Below are 17,295 nucleotides of genomic sequence, written 5' to 3' on the forward strand. Positions count from 1 at the left end.
AAAGAACAGGCAATCGCCAGTATGAACAACACATTACAGAGCGGATGCATGACTGGCCTCCTGAGATATTTGAAGAAGCTGGGGGATTCGCAGCTGCGCATTTTTCAGGGGAGGATTGGCAAAGAACATATCCCCGCGAACAATCTGTCCGTTGAAGATGAAATGTGCCTCGCCTTCGATCTGCTCCTGCAAATCCCGCAGGACGACGCGGTCTTCCATCTCCACCGTTGTGGCGTTGGCATCCCGATATTCAGGACTGATTTTTTCATCAATGCTGTAGCCGGTGGTGCGGAGAACAGTGCTTTGTCCGGCTTGTCCGCGCAGCAATTCCCAGGTTTTCTCGGCATCCTGCATCTTCATGAAGATTTTGACGCAGGTATTGGCAACCATCTGCTGCGCCCCCTTCTGGTCAGCTTCAAGGATGCCCGCATAATCCTGACTGGCCACAATGGCGGCGATGCCCAGCCCGCGTCCCTGAGTGAGGACAACTTCAAATCCGGGAGTGACAATGGCCGCATACTCGTCCACGATGCAGAGGTAAGGCCCTATGCCTATGGTATCTGTGGGCAGAGACTCCAGCACATCGGCGGCATTACCTTCGATACGCGCCCCAAGACCCACGGAACAGGCATTGCGAATGGCGGAAAGACTGATTTTTCCGAGGCTCTCAAGTTCGGCGGGAGCCTTTTCCAGAGAAGGCAGGGGAACAACCAGAATCCGGCGCTGCATGATGGCATCAGCAAAGTCCACTTCTCCATCTTCCACGCCATAGATATGGGAATAGGTATCCGTCAGACTGGCCAGCGTCTTGCCGAAATATGACTGGGCGTAGCCGAACTGCTCCGCAAAGGACGGCGGCTGATCCTTCAGCTCCCGTCCGGCAATCCAGCTGGTGCTTCCCAGAGCTGCCTGAATGGAGGCGCGGGATTCCTCGTCCAGCTCCGGGCGCATGGCCAGCTCTACGCACTTTTCCAGCGTCAGCGTCTCACGGAGGACTCTGGTGGAGAGCTTGATCAAGCCCTTGTCGCGCAAATCCACCAGCGCATACATGATGCCGGTGATCAGAGTCTGCGCCTTGTCGGCAAAGATGCTGTTTGCTCCATCCGAAACCGACATCAGGGAGACAAGAAGCTGGGTCAGGCCCTCGGCACTGCCGAATGTGAAGGGATTGTTCGTGTTTGACAGCCGTTCCGGCGTCTTATCCCGTGTTTTGCCGCTGGTGCTGTAGTTGAGAACCCGGAAATCATCGTCACGTCCCAGAAAACGCGCCATCTGCCAGAGTTGCACAGGGAGTTTGGCGCTCGATTTGGGATCGATGTAAAAAAGGCCGCTTCCTGTGGCCAGCGCATTGTAGGAAAGCGAGACAAGCGTTTCCGTCTTGCCGGAACCGGTTGTGCCGAACAACAGGCAGTGCGTGAGAATATCCTTGGCTTTCAGCCAGAGTTCCTGCCCGTCCTGCGTGCGATTGCCCAGAAAGAAGATTCCTTCCGGCGCAGCGTATCCGCGCCGTCCGGGCAAGGGATCGCCCCAATCCTTTCCCCTTTGTCCCAGCGGCATACGAAAGGGCAGATGCTCTCTGGGGATGGCACAGCGCCGGGCGGCAAAGAAAGCCATGCCCACACAGAAGAGCGGGATGGCATAGCCGGGAAAGAGGACAAGACACAGCCCGGCCGCACAAAGACCGCCGGTCTGAACCTGTCTCAGCTTGAGCATATCGTTCAGACGCTGCAAGGGAGAGCGCACATCCCGAAGGAGCTGTTTGCGCTCCTGGGTTTCATGATCTTCAAGACCGCGTATTTTTCTGGTCATAGAGCCACCTCAGTACTGTTCCTGCGCCAGAGTCTGATCTTCATTAGCGTCATATTCGGGATCGTCTTCGGCTTTGGAAAAAACGATTTCCGGCAAGGATGCGTCATGGGCGCCGGACATGGGAGGAATGAAAATCTCCGTCAGCCAGCCCTGGGCATTGAGCGCCGCCCTGAGACTGTGCACGACAGCGGCCACATGCGGCTCGGAAAGAGCCTGTCCGGCCTGTTCTTCCGCATGGTAATGCGCCCATGCGGCAGCCCCTTCCATCATGGCCGTGCGTCCCCCGCATTGGCAGAGCGCATACCAGAGGGGCCGATCCAGCGGACGCAGCCAGAGAAATTGCGAATTGGCCAGCACCCCCTTGCGCCGTGCGCGGTACAGCAGGGCCATGAACCACGGCAGTTCAAAGGCCGCATGGCGGGAAAGGCAGCGCTCGGAGAGCAGCGCGTTATGCCGCTCCCAGAGTTCTTTCAAGCGATACTGGAAGGTTTTCTTTTGCAGAATGGAGCACGTCGCCCACTCTCCTTTTTCGACGTAGGACAGGGACATGGCATCCAGAATGGAGACACCGCTTTTTTTGTCCCCACCTGCGTATGCCAGAAACGCAACGGCCAGAGCCTGGCGGCATGGCGCAAGTTCCGCATAGTTCTCAAACGGTTTACCGAGTTGCGCCCGCAGCACCTCAAGCGTTTTTGCCTCGTCCAGACGGGCATTGCCCCAGACGGGAAGTTCCGTATCCGGGAGTCCGTCACGCAAGCCCTGTTCGGGGGAAAACGGCTGTCCGTCCGCATCAAGCAGCAGCCCCTGCTCCAGCGCAAACTGGCCAGGCGTGCGGGCAATACGCCACAGTCCGCTATCAAAGGATTTCTGTGAAAGCAGATAGCTGCCACGCTCGACAACAGGCCACAGACAGGGGAAGGAGGCCGCATTGTTCTTCAGCAGACGATTCATGTTGAAACGACGAACAAGACGCCCGACACGGTCATGGAAAAAGACATGCAGGAAGCAAAGGGCAAGAATCAGTGCCAGCGGCCAGCGTATCCAGGAAGCGGAGTAATGCAGGATATGCCGCATTTGCTCCCAGTTCAGCGATGCCGGGTCTATGTCAGACAAGCGGGCGAGGGCTGTCCGGGCTTCTTCCGAAAAAGGCGCAAATATCTTGACCTGCGCCAGAGCCAGACGGAGCAGCGGCCCGTTGATACTGCCGCAGTGAGCAGCATACAATCCCGGAATGACGACACAGAACAGAATAAGCAAGGCGCAGCACAGGAAGAGCAGATCATCCCTGTTATCGGAAGGCTGACTCATGGGCGCGCCTCCTGAAGGGATGGCAACATGGCAATTCCCCGGTGATGCAGCTTCTCCAGATTGGCCCGTACCCGCGCCATATAGGCATCCCGGTGATGGGGGGTTCTGGAGTGATATGCGCCGATGGCCTGCCAGATGTCTCCGGTACGCAGGTATTCCCTGCGCAGCAGCCAGGCTGCCGCATACGCATTGACGCAGCCGTCCTGAAGGACGGCTTCCGGGGCGATGCCCATTGCCGCCAGCGTATCGACATGAACCGTATTGACTTGAAACGGTCCCATATCCCATGTGCCATTGGTGTTGCGCAGAGCTTCGCCCGTCTTGCCGCCTTCTGTCGCAAGGATGCCAAACAGCGCGGCTGCAGGCAGACCTCCGGCACGGGCCGCATCAAGAACGCAGGCCGCCGTCAAGGGGCGTGTCTGCGGTAACGTGACTCTGGCGCGTTCGGCGGCACAGGAGATGCCCGCCAGGAAGCAAAGGGCCACAAGCGAAAAAAGCATGGCCGGCACCTTCATTTGAGGCCCCCTTTCAGCTGGAGGAGAAATTCTCCGCTTGTGCCATAAACCTTGAAGGGGTTGTTACCGCCGATGCCGTTGACGCTGTTGAGCACCTGATTGTGGGCGTCATTGACTTTCTGCTGGATCAGGGAATCCACCTGATTGCACATGCCCTCGATAAGCTGTTCTATGCCCGGCAGAGTGACGCCGAGATTGAAGGCATCGCCAATGTCATTGACGCAGTCCAGACAGGTAGCCAGAGGTTTTCGTTCGGACTCAGGATCAGGAACAAGGGTGTTGTAGACATCCGTAATGCGCCCGTTTCGCTGCTGCATGGCCGTGCCTGCAACGTCCTGAACATCCTGACACGACGAGGCAGGACAAGGAGAGGCGAAGGAAAGGCAGAGGACAGAAAGGAGAAGAATGCGCTTCATTTCCTGCTCCTTTTTTTCGTGTCGGGAGCGCCATTTGCGCCGACAGGATAGATTTGCTTGCAGGCGGGATAGCCCGAACAGCCAAAGAACTCGCCTTTTGCACCTGTCCGCAGTATCAGCGCCCTGCCACAAACGGGGCAGACATGTTCAGATAGTACCGGTCTGGCCCTGGGAGTGCCGGGTTTGCCCTTGTCATCGGGCAGCAGACGCTTGCAGGCCGGATAGGCGGAGCAGCCCCAGAACCATGAGCCGTCTTTTTTGCTTTTGCGGCGCAGAAGGGCCGCGCCGCAGTCCGGGCAGGGATAAAGCGGCTTCTGTTTACGCTCCAGAATCGGGGCCAGCAGTTCGGGCAGAATGCGCTTCTGCTCCTCAAGGAAGAATTCCAGAGATTCCTTTCCCTGCGCTATGGATTCCAGTCGCTCTTCCCAGGCGGCTGTGGTGACGGGGTCTTTCAGCGCCGGGGGCGTCAGGTCGATGACTTCTCTTCCAAGAGGCGTGGAAACAAGCGATTTCTTCTCAACAGCCAGATAACCGCGTTCCTTCAGGGTTTCGATGATGTTGGCGCGAGTGGCTTCTGTCCCGATGCCATTGCTGTCCCTGAGTGTGGCTTTTGCCCGTGCATCCTGAACATGGCGATGGACATTGGCCATTGCCTCAATCAAACTTCCTTCTGTAAATCTGGAAGGCGGAGCAGTCTTTTTGAGCACGCTTTCCGCAGTGTCACACCGCACGCCGTCCCCCTGTTCCACCAGAGGAAGAAGGGGCTGTTCCTGCGCATCTTCGTCTTCCTGCTCTCTGGCAAAGGCCGTCCACCCGGCTTCCAGAAGACGGCGTCCCGTGGCTTCCCAGCGGGTATCTCCAAGAGCAACCACGATTTTCTGCGATTCATGGCGCATGGGAGGATGAAATTGCAGGCAGAAGGCTGTGGCGATCAGCAAAAACAGAGAGCGTTCATCCCCGGAGAGCTGTTCCGGGCATTCGCCGGTGGGAACAATGGCATGATGCGCTGTTACCTTCCGGGTATTCCAGACAGCACTTTTTCTTTTGCCGTCCGCCTTGCCCGCGCACTGTTCCAGACCCGGAATCGAGGCCAGTGCCTTCAGGACTCCGTCAGCTGCCTCAAACTGCTCCTCCGGTAGATACCGGCAGTCAGTTCTGGGGTAGGTGGTCAGCTTTTTTTCATAAAGGGATTGGGCGGTATCAAGGACGCGCTTCGCGGACATGCCGAACCGGGAAGAGGCGGCCTTTTGCAGCGAAGACAGAGAGTGCGGCAAGGGAGCGGGAGTGCTTTTCTTCTCCCGCAGGGATTCCAGAATAGTCCCCTGTACCCCATTGACCTGCTCAATGATGGATGCAGCCTGTGATATGTCCACAAGACGTCCGGCGTCATCCAGCCCGCCCTGTGTTTCAGAAGGCATAAAGACGGCTGAGAAGTTGCCGCTGGCATGAGCAAGCCCGACGCGCAACACGAAATAATCCGAGGGGGTAAAACTGGCGATTTTCCTGTCGCGACCAACGACCAGCGCCAGTGTGGGCGTTTGTACGCGCCCCAGGGACAGCACTTCCGCTCTCCCGCTTTCTCTGCCCGAAATGGTCAGGGCACGAGTGGCATTCATGCCCACCAGCCAGTCGGCCAGCATCCGGGCGCGTGCGGCATCCCGCAACGGGGCGTTGGGCGCATTGTCCCTGATATCGTTCAGCGCGATACGAACAGACTTGTCATCAAGAGAGGGAAGCCAGATACGGAACACTGGGCCGCGATAGGCGAAATGTTCAAGCACCTCGTCAACAAGAAGCTGCCCTTCGCGATCCGGATCACCGGCATTGACAACGGCAGCCGCGTCACGCAGCAATTTCCCGATGAGCTTGAGCTGGGCAGCCGCCTTTTGCTTGACGACATATTTCCAGGAAGAAGGAATGATGGGCAGATGCTCACGCCGCCATTGCGCATATTCCGGCGCGTAGGCTTCGGGCCATGCAGGTTCAAGAAGGTGTCCGAAGCACCAGGTAACGCAATCGTCACCGCACCTGATATGCCCGTTTTCCGTATGACCGCCGCCAAGTCCTCTGGCGATGGCCTTTCCAAGACTGGGTTTTTCGGCAATAAAAAGTCTCATGCTACAACCTCATACGCTGCGCGGCAGCCGCCCGCTGTTCTTGCAGGGGTTCAGGATTTTCCAGAGTTCCCGGAGCGGTACGCATTTTTTCGTCCGCTTCCATATGAAGCACATGCGCCATACGGTCACAAAGCCGGGCCAGATCCAGCATGGAATGGGGGTCTTCACGAAGCGCCAGATCAAGAAAGTCCGGGCTTTGCAGGATGATGCGGGCCCTGCTGACAGGGTTGTCCGTTCTCTTGAAGGCAACAGCGGCCTCATCAAGTGACAGCGGCTCCACAGGTTCCCTGCGCTGAAGGGGGCGCTCGAATATCTGTGTACCGGAGTCTTCCTTTTCATGGACAAAGACGCCGCTGGCCACATCACGCTGCATTTGCAGCTCAATAAGTTCCGGCCACGACTCACTTTTGGGAAACCACCGGGCTGCGGGCTGCTCGCCCACTTCAAACTGATGCAGCATGGTCAGGATGCGGGCAGCTTCCGATGCCGCCTGAAAAACAGCTTTGGCATCGCCGCCGGAAAAGGTTTTGTTCCAGTGTGCGATGTAGGCCGCGGAATTGGTCTCAGGCATGGGCAGTCGGAGATGCGCGCCTGCCAGCATGGAAAACATTTCAGCCCGCATCTCCTCGAAGGCATAGCCCTTGAGCGTCTGCACCTTTTTCTGCTGCCGGTTCTCCCGGCTTTCGTGTCCGGTTGCATGAAAGAATTCATGCAGCTTGGCAGCATAGTATTCATCCGTACCGCTGAATCGGTCAGGATAGGGCAGAGACACTTCATTTGTCTTGTGGCTGAAAAGAGGATCGCCACCGTAGTGTTTGACGATAACGCCGGAACTGGCGATGAAGCGTTCCACCAACTCATTCCGTTCGATTTCCGTCATAGTATGCGAGGACTGTTCCTTGGCGGGAAAGCCTTCGATCTGGGCGGCATTGAACACCGTGAAGGGATAGAAAAGCGTCTTGCGCTCCACGTCGGGCACCACAGCCCCCTGCGTCTTGAGTTCCTCAAGACGGCGAAGTTCTTCCCGGCCAAGAAATTTCCAGCTCCCGTCTTCCTCTACGATGTAGGCAACCTCTTCAGGGCGCAGCACCTTGACACCATGCTCTCCCTTGCGAATATTCATCTTCAATTCGGGATGAGCTTCCTGAAGGGTCTGGAGCTGTCTGAAGGTCATCCAGCGGTCATCGGCATAGCCTCTGGCAATACTGGCCAGCAGCAGACGCACCATATTTGCACCGCTGTATTCCCTGCCGGTCACAGGACAGAAGGGCATCCCCACAGGCGTGTCGGAAGTCCACCCCTGCTGCCATTTACCGGCCTTTTCCGCCAGCGAGAGCATGGTTTCGGCAATGCCGTTGACGAACTCCTCCTGAACTTCACGGCTGACCTGAAAGCGATTTTTCCTTTCTTTTGCAGGGCTCACTGGTCGGCCTCCCTGATGTCGATAATGACGCAATCCTGCATATCCTGCGGATTGAGGAAACCTGCCGCGACGGCTTCTTCCCGCGGCAGCAGAAAGGCTCCGGCATCAAGCTGGCGTTCAATATCTTCGCGTGAAAAAAGCACGCATTCCTTTTCGCCAGAGCGCCGGGAAGCGTCGAAAAGTCCGAGGCTGTTACGCTGATTGTTCTGCATACGCAAAATCTCCACGAAGCAAGGCGGCTTACCACCGGCACCGCTTGCGCCAAAGGGTTTCGGAATATCTGGTTTCCCGCCTCCTGCCCATAATCGCCGTTCGGATGGCGCGAAGGCAGGCAAGAGGCGACATGCCGGTACGCTGAACAAGATACAGACCGATGATGCCCAGCATCGCAAGGCTTGCCGTCCACCATGCCCAATGGAAAAGCCACAGAAGCAGCGGAAAGACGGCGCGGGCATCCAGAACAAGGATTTTGGGCGTAATGCCCGTATCCCGCCAGAGAATGTCGCCGGTCATCATGCTTTTACCTCCCGTCTTTTGCGTTCCGCCAGAATTGCCAGATAGTTCTCCCTGCCGATGCGCCCGGCGGCATAGGCGCGTTCCGCAGCGTCCTGAATCCGCTGGCCGTATTCGCCCAGCAGGATTTCCGCCTGCGGAATCAGACGTTCCAGCGGCGTGTCCAGCAGTCTTTCCCGGATTGTCGGCGTGAAGGCCAGATATTCGCGCAGGGCCGTGCGCCCGCTGTTGTCCGGCAAAGGGACAAGGCGCTGCGAAATGACAAGGCGCAGACTGGCCAGCAAGGTGGCAGTAACCTGAAGACGTTCCGCAACGGGAAAGACATTGATGATGCGGCTGAGCGTTTCCGGCACGGAACGGGTATGTACGGTCGAATAGGCGGCAACACCGATTTCAGCACTTTCAATCATGCCCCGGAGCGTATCGGGGTCGCGACTTTCCCCGATCAGCACCACATCCGGGGCTGTCCGCGTGCTGTTGCGCGTCGCAGTCAGAAAAGACTTCAGATGTTCCGGGATGGTGCTTTGCGATACCGGCCCGCCGGGATGGGGAATGGCGTCAAAATCGAACTCAATGGGAGCTTCATAGGTACTGACGTTGCGCCCGCCTTTTTCAATGATGCGGCGAAGAATGGCGGCAAGCAGCGTACTTTTTCCGCTTCCCATGACGCCCGTGACCAGAACCAGCCCATGAGGCGGCATGGCATGTTCAAGAATCTCCGCTTCGACATGCAGGTCTTCCAGCGCGGGCGGCATGGAGGGAATTGCCCGAAAGACAATCTTGACGCCCGTGGAATATCCGTCGGCAACGGGCGTGGCATTGCCGCGATACCGAAGGCGAACCCCGCGCGATTCCTCTATTTCATGGGCAAAATCATAATCGGACTGACCGGACTTGATCAGGGCGGCAACGGAATTGTTGCGCGTCAGACGCTCCAGCGCTGCCAGCAGCTCATCCGTGGAGATGGCCTTCTTTGTCACAGGACGCCATGTTCCGTTCAGGCGCATCCAGGCCGGAAGCCCGGAACGCAGGCATAAATCAGACATACCGCGCTGTGTGGCCCAAAGCAGGAGATTGTTGAATTCGCCATGATCCCAGCGGATACGCGGCTCGTATGGATAATAGTCCGAAGTCATCTGCCTGCCCCCTTTTTCGGGGAAGTCGGCAGCGAAACCGTAAAGGCCGATGGGGCGGTAATCCTGTAGACGCGCTGACCGATATGCAGCAGATTTCCCTTCCCGGAGGTGCGCATACCCGTCTCGGAGGATGCCGTGCGGATACGACTCAGAAGATGCTGCGCTGTCAGAAGGTGATAGAGCATGGCTCCGCGATAACTGCGCGTCATGCGGGCCACATTGTCCGCATAGAGCAGATCCGCTTCCGCCAGCCCCTGTGCCCAGGCTTCACGCACGGCACTGCGCCAGATGGCCCGCTCTTCGCTGTTTCTGGGCAGTACCGCGGGGTGGGGGCTCTCCGGCGCGGGGAAGTCATCCATCATCAGAAATTCGCGCCAGTGCGGCGCAGCAGCGATATAGCGGGCCGGTTCCAGCAATTCATAGGTGGACGTTGCCGCCGTGGCCGTCATGCTGTCTTCAATCCTCATGGACGCGCCGGATCGCGCAATCAGAGGCGGCATAATCAGCGCATCTCCCTGCGTCAGCAGCAGAGGGGAAAAATTGAAAGCGGCATCCATGACGGCGCTATGGCGTTCCGTCTGCCTCACAAGCTGGCCATAGCGCCAGGCAATGGCCGTCTGAAATGTCACGAGCTGGGCAGCCTCTCTGATAGCATTGGGACGCATCCGGCTGACAGCCGTGTTGCCGGCGCTTTTTTCTCCCTTCATTTCCAGAAGAGATGTCAGTTCCGCAGGCTCTCCCGGACGAGGGCCGGAAGCCGTGTCCACTGGTGTGTGAACCGCCAGATACTGCCCGGAACCATCTTCACGATAGGATGCGTCATGAGGCGTAAAGGCATTCTTGGTCCTGTTGCCGTTCGCAGGTGCGGGAGCATTCTCAACCGTGGGCGGAATCGGGGCGGGATTGGAAATATCTCCCTGTGTTTTTTCCGCACAGCCGGTCAGCATGATGCAGACCAGCAAAGGAAGAAGGCAGGATTTAAGATAGCGGAAACCGTCTTCCCCCAGCCGGTCAAGATAACGGCAAAGCGTCGAGACAAGACGCGAGGTATGACGGGCAAGCAGGCCACAGGCAAGCAGCAGCACTACCATACCGCAACCGCACAGTACGAAACCAGCGGCAGACATGTCCGCAGCGGCAAATCCGTCCTGAAAACCGTCCCTGTAGGCTGTCTCATGGGAAGGTACAAACTGTGCACGCGGCATGGGGGCGGGGATCAAATCACTGCTCATGACCGCTTCTCCCTGTCGGATGTTCTTGCCAGCGTAATGGTTCTGTTGATGGGATCGACACGCACAAAAGCCAGCGGCTGCGCCTGCCAGGCAATATCCTCCAGCAGCTCATACGCGGGGCGATTCTGCCCCCGTACAACAACAGTCATGGTCTGGGCGGACGGCCTCCCCACTTCCTGATAGCGATAGCCGACTTGCAGGCATATTTCCTTGAGCGCTCCTTCCATCGGCCCTGTCCATGCCACGGACACGGGACGTTGCAATGCCGGATCAGGAGGCGGCAACAGTGGCTGCATTCCCTGACCGCGCAATCTGGCGACCATAGCCAGGTCTTCATGCGCCTGTTCCGCAGCCTGACCGAGAGTTGTGGAAACGATATCCGCAGGGGACGGTACAGACGATGCGCTTTCCCTGACCGCGCAGGCACAAAGCCAAAGGCAGCACAGGCACATTGCAAATTTTTGAAACATGGCTTCCTCCTTTCTCAACGCTGAAATGAGACACACCCCCGCCCCTCATGCACGCCTGCGGCATAGCCCGACGCAGTGCCACAGCCAGCGCCCGAACGGCAGAAAGCGACGTTGCCGCAGGATGGAAATTCTCCAGGCTGTCGTCATGATCCCCAGAAGGCAGGGAGGCACAACAAGACATGCGGTAATCAGGGCCAGAGGGCTTTGCTGCCATGCTGCCGCCGTCAGGGCAGCAGCAGAGGGAAAACCGAACAACGGAAAACGCAGACGCAACCCTCTGATGACGCGAGGGATGGCCGCTGAATCCTCAATGCCCCATGCCACAAGCAGAAGATGAAATTCCTGCGTTACGGCAGCCTGCTCCGGGGCGGAGCGGTGCTTACGAAAGGCCGCAATGCGCGAGCTGAAGCCGGAACCAAGTGCCGCAAGCTGTTGTCTGGATTGCCGTACTGCGGTTCTTACCCCTTGATATTTTGTGTTTTCCTGCATGGTATTCAGCTCCTGAAGCTCTCCTGTGAAATAGATTCAGATGGGGCGGCAGCCTGTGGGGCTTCCGGGGCCACGGACGGCGGCTGATTCCAGCGTCGCACGGCATCCCCGCGCAGTTCACGCGCTCCATGCGCCCCGGAACTGACAGCATTGGTGGAGCCGACAAAAACATTCTTGGCTCCGGCCTGATCTTCCTTTTCTCCAAGGCTATGAAACTGCTGTCCAATCCAGTTCGTCACATGTTCCGGTAGGTAGTGAATGAGGGAAAAAAACTTGTTAGCCGCCATGATGACGACAATGCCAAGGATAACCAGCATGGCGAACGTGCCTGTTATGCCGATTATTCTGGTCTGTGCCGTTCCGGCAATGAACAGCTCAAACCCCGCCCCGACAAGTCGGCCCAGCACATTCATCAAGAGAATCGCGGCAAAAAAGCCTGTCACCATCAAAGGAGGACGAATGACGATGCCCAGCAAAAGGATGTAGCCGCGCCTGCCATGTTGACCGGCTGCGCCGTCGCCTTCGGGTAACGCATGGGCACAAAGCCAGAGAGGGGCCGCAACAAGGGCTTCCACGATAAGGATGATCCAGCCCACCAGCGCGGAAATCCAGCGAATGAAGGGAATGGCCGGCAGATAATAGGCCAGTGCCAGGCCGTACAGCAGAAGGGGGAGAAAGACGGAAAACAGCGCAAAGGAAATATATTTGTCCAGATTGGGAACGGCCTTGCCGACAAGAGGCAGTGCCTTGCCGAGAGCGTGCGTCACGTCCACAACGCCCAGAGCAGAAGCAAGGCCCCAGGCTGTGCCAATCAGGTAGTCTCCCACATTGGAAACCGCCAGAATGGGGTCCTGACTGGAGAGTTTCTCAACCGCAACAGGAAGGATATTCCCGGCAACAAGCTGATTCAGCGTGGAGCGCAGCCAGTTGATAATCTCGTCAAAGGCCCTGCCCTCATCCGTAACGGCGGGAGTGGAGGCCGCGCGGGGAATTTCCCGGCGGATGGAATAGGCGGTCTTGATATAGTTCGCTACCCGTTCCCTGACGGCTTCGTAATCCTGTAAGCCGCGCATTTGCGCATGAAGTTCCGATTCCGTGTATTCATGCGGACTGTAGGCAATGCCGGAATACATGGCTTCCCGAACTTCTTGATTGATCCACGCCACAGACCAGTAGGAAGAACCGGCCATGATCCAGCCGTAGCGGGCAGCCCATTCCTGAAACTCTCCGAGCTTGCTCTGAAGCTGGCCTTGTCGGGCATACTCTTGCAGATTGGAAAGAATGGCCTCATTAACTTGATCCGCAGCGTCATAGAGGGCACGGGCCGGAATGGCTGACGCTGGCGTGTCAGGATTGGCCAGCTCACGGGCAACAGCCGAAAGAGACGAAATGGCCGCCCCGACTGCATTGACCTTCCCTCGGCACAAGGCGTCGCCTTCATTAACACAGCTGACGCTGATACTTCCGGCATTGCCACTGAAGATGAACGTATATTCACCACCGGACTGAAACCAGTTTCCGCTGTACTGCCATGCGCCCCCCGGAGAGACATTCAGACCGCGCCGCTCGCTCATGTAATACTGGAGCGTCAGGGATTCCAAAGCGCCATTGGTAATGGCCGCATAGTGGGAGACATTCTGGGGCGGAGCCTGCACGGACATCTGCCCCCCATGTTCCACAAAGTAGTCTGTTCCCAGTTCCCAGACGTAGTTGCCGAGATTGATGGAAAAACCGATGCAGGCCAGAATGGCAACCTGAAAGAGGCTCAATCCCTTGAAAATAGGAGCAAGCGCCCCCATAGCTCCCACAAAACGCACAGGCATCCAGAGAGAGCTGTACCGCTTGCCGAAAGGTACACCCTCATGGGCAGTTCCAGCTACGGCAATGGCTGACACCCAGACGAACAGCGCGGAAATGACAGCCAGAGCCACGAGATTAAAGACGCTGAAAAGTTGCAGCATCAGTTCCGCAGCCTGCGAACCGCCAAGCCCTTGCCCCCAGGCATCCCAGCCCTTTCCCAGAAAGGCATCAAGAATCTGTTTGCTGCCGTCCGTTTCCAGCAGGACTTCCGAAGTGGCGGGAATGTCAGAAGCGGCCATAGGTCACTCCTCGGCAGAATTGACATTATGCCCAAATGGGCTACAGTTAGCAAAACAAGGAGAAAAACTATGCCTGCCAATGATTATGTTCGTGCTCGTATCGATCCATCTATTAAGAATGAGGCTGCTGCAGTGCTGGCGGGGATGGGCCTGACGGTTTCCGACGCCTGTCGTATGATGCTGACCAAGATTGCCAAGGAAAAGTGCCTGCCTTTCGGGACGGAAGTCCCCAATGAATTGACTTGCAGAACGCTGGAAGAAGTTGACAGAGGTGAAAATCTGCACCGCGCCAAGGATGCAGACGATCTTTTTCGTCAGCTGGGTATTTAAATGCGTAATCCTGTTTACTCGACGCAATTTCGCCGCGACTTGAAAAAAGTGGAGCAACGAGGATATGACCTTGAAAAGCTCAAGGTGGTCATGCGTATTTTGTTGAATGAAGAAGAATTGCCGCCGGAGTACAAGGATCATCCTCTGAAGGGTATCTGGAAGAAGCACAGAGATCTGCATATTGCTCCAGATTGGCTGTTGATTTATAAAATTGATGGAAAAGATTGTATTTTTTCCAGAACAGGGACTCATGCGGATATTTTTTCTATGTAAAAGCATGTTGTCATCCTACTGCTGTGCACCGACCATGCGGGCATAAAGGTCTTCCATATCTTTACCTGAGGTTCCCTCCATACGGGCGAGAAAGTCCAGCGAGGCTATGACGCTCAGTCGATCCAGAAATTCAGTATTCTTGCGCGTCAGCTCCAGTTGCAAGGCCTGCATCATGGCAAGCTCACGCAACAGGCCGGTATCTGTCGATGCGGCAAGCTGGGCAAACCAGTTAGGATTGCCGACGCGCATCTGCGAGAGCAGCTTGAACAGACCGACTTCTGAAAGTCTGCCATCCACAAGGCCGGGAGGCGTTCCGCTTCCCCCGGCTTCTGTCCACTGATTTTGCGCCCATGCGGCCACGTCTTCCGGCAGCGTGGGAGAATGCAGCACCACATGGTGATTGAGGGCTTCGGCTACAGCGGCAAGCCGGTTCTCATGGATTCTGCGGGCGGCCGCGTAGGTCTGTCCCGCTGCCGTCTTCTTCTGCGCATCCGTCACCACCGGCAGGGGGCGCGGATTGGCCAGCGTCTTGATACTTTCATGCGCCTGCGCCACCTGCTCCCCGGTCAGCGTGCCCTGCAAGGGGAACAGTGCTTCCAGTGTTTCCTGTTCCGAAGGATGCTCTTCCGCCAGAACTCGTTGCAGAAACTCCACAGGGCGGGCGCCCTGGGTATTGCCGTAGTCATGCTGCTTTTCACGCATGGTCGCCTGAAGTTCCTGTCCGGCCCGTGCGCCAAGCTGTATGCCTGCCCCAAGCGTACTTGCCCCGCAAAGGCCGGACGGCTGGGCAGCCTTACCGTACATATCCTCCGTTTTCAGGCTTTCATCCGCCATGCCCTGCCCCTTGAGGGCTGCCGCATTGCTTTCCTTAAGGGCCACAATCGCCCGGATAATGGTCGCAGACTCACTTTTGATCGTGCCGATGACATTCTGTGCCGTAAGAACAATTTCTGAACGGATGGCCTCAGCTTCGGCAGCCGTATGGGCATTGACAGCCTGTATTGTTTCCATCTTTGCCGCCGTAATCATGCTGTTGATGGAACCGCAGCTACAGCCCCCCGACCATGCCTGGGCAGGAACGAAAATCAGCAGCAGGGCGAAAAGCATCTGTTTCATTGTTCCCCCTCGATTTCGTCTACGATTTCAAGGATCACATTAGCGATTTTCTCATCGCTTCCGTCTGATCTCCGACCAGACGACGACGGCGCTCCACTTCTGCCTTGGCGGAACCTCCGGGAAAGCGACGCGCCAGTCTGCGCAGGGCTTCCGAAGGCCCAAGCCGACGATAGAGATGGTTGCGAATGGTCACGTCTTCCGTCGTTGTGGAGAAGGCCCAGAGAGACTGCGGGCCAATGGTCAAGCTGAGGACGAGCTGGGACATGCCCGCGCCTGTTCTGAACAGCGCAACAAGATTGGAGCCTGCTCTGTCCGGTTTTCCCAGACGGGAAAGCGCATGGCGGCAGCTTCCATTCAAGCCGAACCGCCGGGAAAGATTATCGATGCTCTTTTCCGTGCCGGAGCCGAGAATGACGACGGTTGTTGCCAGTTCGTCGGTAATGATGGGAGGGATATCGTCAACGGATTGCGTGTACAGGCCGATGGACAGATTCCATTTGCGGCTTTCGCGGGCCATTGTGGTCATATCCGCCTGGAGCTGGCCGGAAACAGAGGTGTTTACGGTCACACGGTGCGCTTCATCGTAGCTCAGTCTTTTTTGGTAAATATCTACTTGATATAATTTAATAAAAATTTTTTTGAAAAAAATTTACCCTGCCAGTTACCCCAAAAAATTCGGGATAGCTGAGGACGTTTGCGGACGGGATTAGACAGAAGGGAGCGGGACTCGGAAAAATTGGGCAACTGGAGTGGGACGAAAAAGCGGGGTAAACGTATTCCATTTTAAGGCATTTTTTGATAAGCACATCGGAGAAGCACAGCTAATGCTCATAATTTCAAAATGCGGAGACGGGATTTAAATTACCTATTTAACTCTCTTAATTTATACGGCATATTTAGAAAAATAAATTTTATACCCCTAAAAATTTTAGCTTTGAGTGGACATTTTAGGGTTTGCCCGGACAAGCTCTAGGTGTAGAGTGTCAACACGTTGTTCACCCTCCGTTCAGCCTTGAGGCTGGAGGTTTTCTGCCAAGAGCCGTATGCGGACGCACAAAGTTGTAGCGATGCGTCCAGACCGGCAAGTTCGCTGTTCTTTTCTCTGAGTGGGTATACGTGTGTGCGTATGCCCACTCTTTCAAGGCCGTCCTGATAAAGCGTTCCGCCTTGCCATTGGTTTGAGGCCGGTAAGGTCGGGTCCGTTTATGCTTTATGCCAAACTCCCGGCACGCATCCCGGAATTTTTGGGATTTATAACACGCTCCATTATCCGTCAGTACTCGTTCCACTTTTATGCCGTGGGCGCTATACCAAGCTACCGCAAACCATAAAAACTCTATCGCTGATTCCGCGGTCTCATCCGGGAGCACCGCTGTATACGCTGCCCTGGACGCATCATCCACGCAGACGTGTAAGTATTCCCAGCCTGGGTGGCGGCGACGGACTTGCCGTGTTCCTGCTTTCTTGTGGCCAACGCCGTCAATCTTGCCCAGTCGCTTGATATCCAGATGCAGCATTTGCCCGGGCTTTTCCCACTGGTAACGCTGGATGGGCGCTTTTTCCTCCAAAGATGAAATCCGGGAGCAGCCGAGTTTACGCAAGGCCCGGAACACGCTGCTGCGGCAAAGGCCAAGACGTAACGCAATTTCATCACCAGTCAGGCGCTCTTTGCGCAAAGCCAAAATGGAACCAAAATCTTGTTCCGTCAGTGTGCCCCGGCATCGCTTCGGGCGAGAACTTCTGTCCGCAAGATTCTCAAAGCCTCCCTGCCTGTAGCGGCTCATCCACTTTCTGGCGGTACGCAGGCTTACACCAAAACCCGCCGCAACTGCGGCTGCGGGCTTTTCGCTCATCCGCCGGATCATTTCCTCTCGACCGCGTGCAGTCAATTTGGCATTCTTATGGCTGTTCACCCTGTCCTCGGCTCGGTTTACTGTTGTCTGTCAACTCCAGCTTTACCGGCTTGAGGCAGGGTGAACAACCTATTGGAACATTACATCTAGGTTTGAACATAATAAAATTGGGGGCTGTCCTAGCTAAGAAAAAAGA

The 17,295-nt window shown here is 56.5% G+C and carries 18 protein-coding genes; 2 read left to right on the top strand and 16 right to left on the bottom strand.

The window, feature by feature from the left end; all coding sequences use genetic code 11:
* Positions 1-33: 33 nt before the first annotated feature.
* Genes Q4I12_RS10155 through Q4I12_RS10215 form a run of 13 tightly spaced genes read right to left on the bottom strand, consistent with a single transcriptional unit; the run spans position 34 to position 13,527 of the window.
* Positions 34-1,809: a type IV secretory system conjugative DNA transfer family protein gene (locus Q4I12_RS10155; protein ID WP_302261481.1), complete on the bottom strand. Its 1,776-nt coding sequence runs from the start codon at positions 1,807-1,809 to the stop codon at positions 34-36.
* A 9-nt stretch (positions 1,810-1,818) separates the two neighbouring features.
* Positions 1,819-3,117 (bottom strand): secretion/conjugation apparatus DotM-related subunit, encoded by a 1,299-nt coding sequence (locus Q4I12_RS10160; RefSeq protein ID WP_302261482.1) that lies wholly within the window; start codon positions 3,115-3,117, stop codon positions 1,819-1,821.
* Positions 3,114-3,617 carry a lytic transglycosylase domain-containing protein gene (locus tag Q4I12_RS10165; protein WP_302261483.1) on the bottom strand — a complete coding sequence of 168 codons (504 nt, stop codon included), beginning with the start codon at positions 3,615-3,617 and terminating at the stop codon, positions 3,114-3,116. The genes Q4I12_RS10160 and Q4I12_RS10165 overlap by 4 nt, the downstream gene beginning before the upstream one ends.
* 11 nt (positions 3,618-3,628) lie before the next feature.
* Entirely contained in the window at positions 3,629-4,048 is a 420-nt protein-coding gene (locus Q4I12_RS10170) for a hypothetical protein (RefSeq protein WP_302261484.1), read from the bottom strand.
* Positions 4,045-6,165 carry a DNA topoisomerase 3 gene (locus Q4I12_RS10175; RefSeq protein ID WP_302261485.1) on the bottom strand — a complete coding sequence of 707 codons (2,121 nt, stop codon included), beginning with the start codon at positions 6,163-6,165 and terminating at the stop codon, positions 4,045-4,047. The genes Q4I12_RS10170 and Q4I12_RS10175 overlap by 4 nt, the downstream gene beginning before the upstream one ends.
* A gap of 1 nt (position 6,166) precedes the next feature.
* The gene (locus Q4I12_RS10180; protein ID WP_302261486.1) at positions 6,167-7,588 is read right to left on the bottom strand and encodes a zincin-like metallopeptidase domain-containing protein; all 1,422 of its coding nucleotides are present in this window, start codon (positions 7,586-7,588) and stop codon (positions 6,167-6,169) included.
* On the bottom strand, positions 7,585-7,800 hold the full coding sequence (locus tag Q4I12_RS10185) for a hypothetical protein (protein ID WP_302261487.1): 216 nt from the start codon (positions 7,798-7,800) through the stop codon (positions 7,585-7,587). The genes Q4I12_RS10180 and Q4I12_RS10185 overlap by 4 nt, the downstream gene beginning before the upstream one ends.
* Positions 7,801-7,828: 28 nt before the next feature.
* The gene (gene icmT / locus Q4I12_RS10190) at positions 7,829-8,104 is read right to left on the bottom strand and encodes an IcmT/TraK family protein (RefSeq protein ID WP_204625119.1); all 276 of its coding nucleotides are present in this window, start codon (positions 8,102-8,104) and stop codon (positions 7,829-7,831) included.
* Positions 8,101-9,237 carry a type IV pilus twitching motility protein PilT gene (locus Q4I12_RS10195; protein ID WP_302261488.1) on the bottom strand — a complete coding sequence of 379 codons (1,137 nt, stop codon included), beginning with the start codon at positions 9,235-9,237 and terminating at the stop codon, positions 8,101-8,103. Before Q4I12_RS10195 ends, icmT begins: the two co-directional genes overlap by 4 nt.
* A complete protein-coding gene (locus tag Q4I12_RS10200; protein ID WP_302261489.1) occupies positions 9,234-10,469 on the bottom strand; it encodes a type IV secretory system conjugative DNA transfer family protein in 1,236 nt (411 codons plus the stop codon). Before Q4I12_RS10200 ends, Q4I12_RS10195 begins: the two co-directional genes overlap by 4 nt.
* Positions 10,466-10,939 carry a DotD/TraH family lipoprotein gene (locus tag Q4I12_RS10205; protein WP_302261490.1) on the bottom strand — a complete coding sequence of 158 codons (474 nt, stop codon included), beginning with the start codon at positions 10,937-10,939 and terminating at the stop codon, positions 10,466-10,468. The genes Q4I12_RS10200 and Q4I12_RS10205 overlap by 4 nt, the downstream gene beginning before the upstream one ends.
* Positions 10,940-10,984: 45 nt before the next feature.
* Positions 10,985-11,428, bottom strand: a complete 444-nt coding sequence (locus tag Q4I12_RS10210) for a hypothetical protein (protein ID WP_302261491.1) — start codon at positions 11,426-11,428, stop codon at positions 10,985-10,987.
* A gap of 5 nt (positions 11,429-11,433) precedes the next feature.
* Positions 11,434-13,527: a DotA/TraY family protein gene (locus Q4I12_RS10215; protein ID WP_302261492.1), complete on the bottom strand. Its 2,094-nt coding sequence runs from the start codon at positions 13,525-13,527 to the stop codon at positions 11,434-11,436.
* A gap of 69 nt (positions 13,528-13,596) precedes the next feature.
* On the opposite strand from Q4I12_RS10215, the gene Q4I12_RS10220 reads away from it, so the two are divergent.
* Both Q4I12_RS10220 and Q4I12_RS10225 read left to right on the top strand, forming a co-directional pair.
* Positions 13,597-13,857: a type II toxin-antitoxin system RelB/DinJ family antitoxin gene (locus Q4I12_RS10220; protein WP_204625125.1), complete on the top strand. Its 261-nt coding sequence runs from the start codon at positions 13,597-13,599 to the stop codon at positions 13,855-13,857.
* A complete protein-coding gene (locus Q4I12_RS10225; RefSeq protein ID WP_204625126.1) occupies positions 13,858-14,130 on the top strand; it encodes a type II toxin-antitoxin system YafQ family toxin in 273 nt (90 codons plus the stop codon).
* A 15-nt stretch (positions 14,131-14,145) separates the two neighbouring features.
* On the opposite strand, the gene Q4I12_RS10230 is transcribed toward Q4I12_RS10225, so the two are convergent.
* The 3 genes from Q4I12_RS10230 to Q4I12_RS10240 form a co-directional block, all read right to left on the bottom strand.
* Positions 14,146-15,246, bottom strand: a complete 1,101-nt coding sequence (locus Q4I12_RS10230) for a conjugal transfer protein TraW family protein (RefSeq protein WP_302261493.1) — start codon at positions 15,244-15,246, stop codon at positions 14,146-14,148.
* A 34-nt stretch (positions 15,247-15,280) separates the two neighbouring features.
* Entirely contained in the window at positions 15,281-15,814 is a 534-nt protein-coding gene (locus tag Q4I12_RS10235; RefSeq protein WP_302261494.1) for a putative type IV secretion/conjugal transfer ATPase, read from the bottom strand.
* A gap of 427 nt (positions 15,815-16,241) precedes the next feature.
* A complete protein-coding gene (locus Q4I12_RS10240) occupies positions 16,242-17,159 on the bottom strand; it encodes an IS481 family transposase (RefSeq protein ID WP_009368907.1) in 918 nt (305 codons plus the stop codon).
* Positions 17,160-17,295 lie beyond the last annotated feature (136 nt).

Source organism: Desulfovibrio piger, assembly GCF_951793255.1.
In the GTDB taxonomy this organism is placed as follows: Bacteria; Desulfobacterota; Desulfovibrionia; order Desulfovibrionales; family Desulfovibrionaceae; genus Desulfovibrio.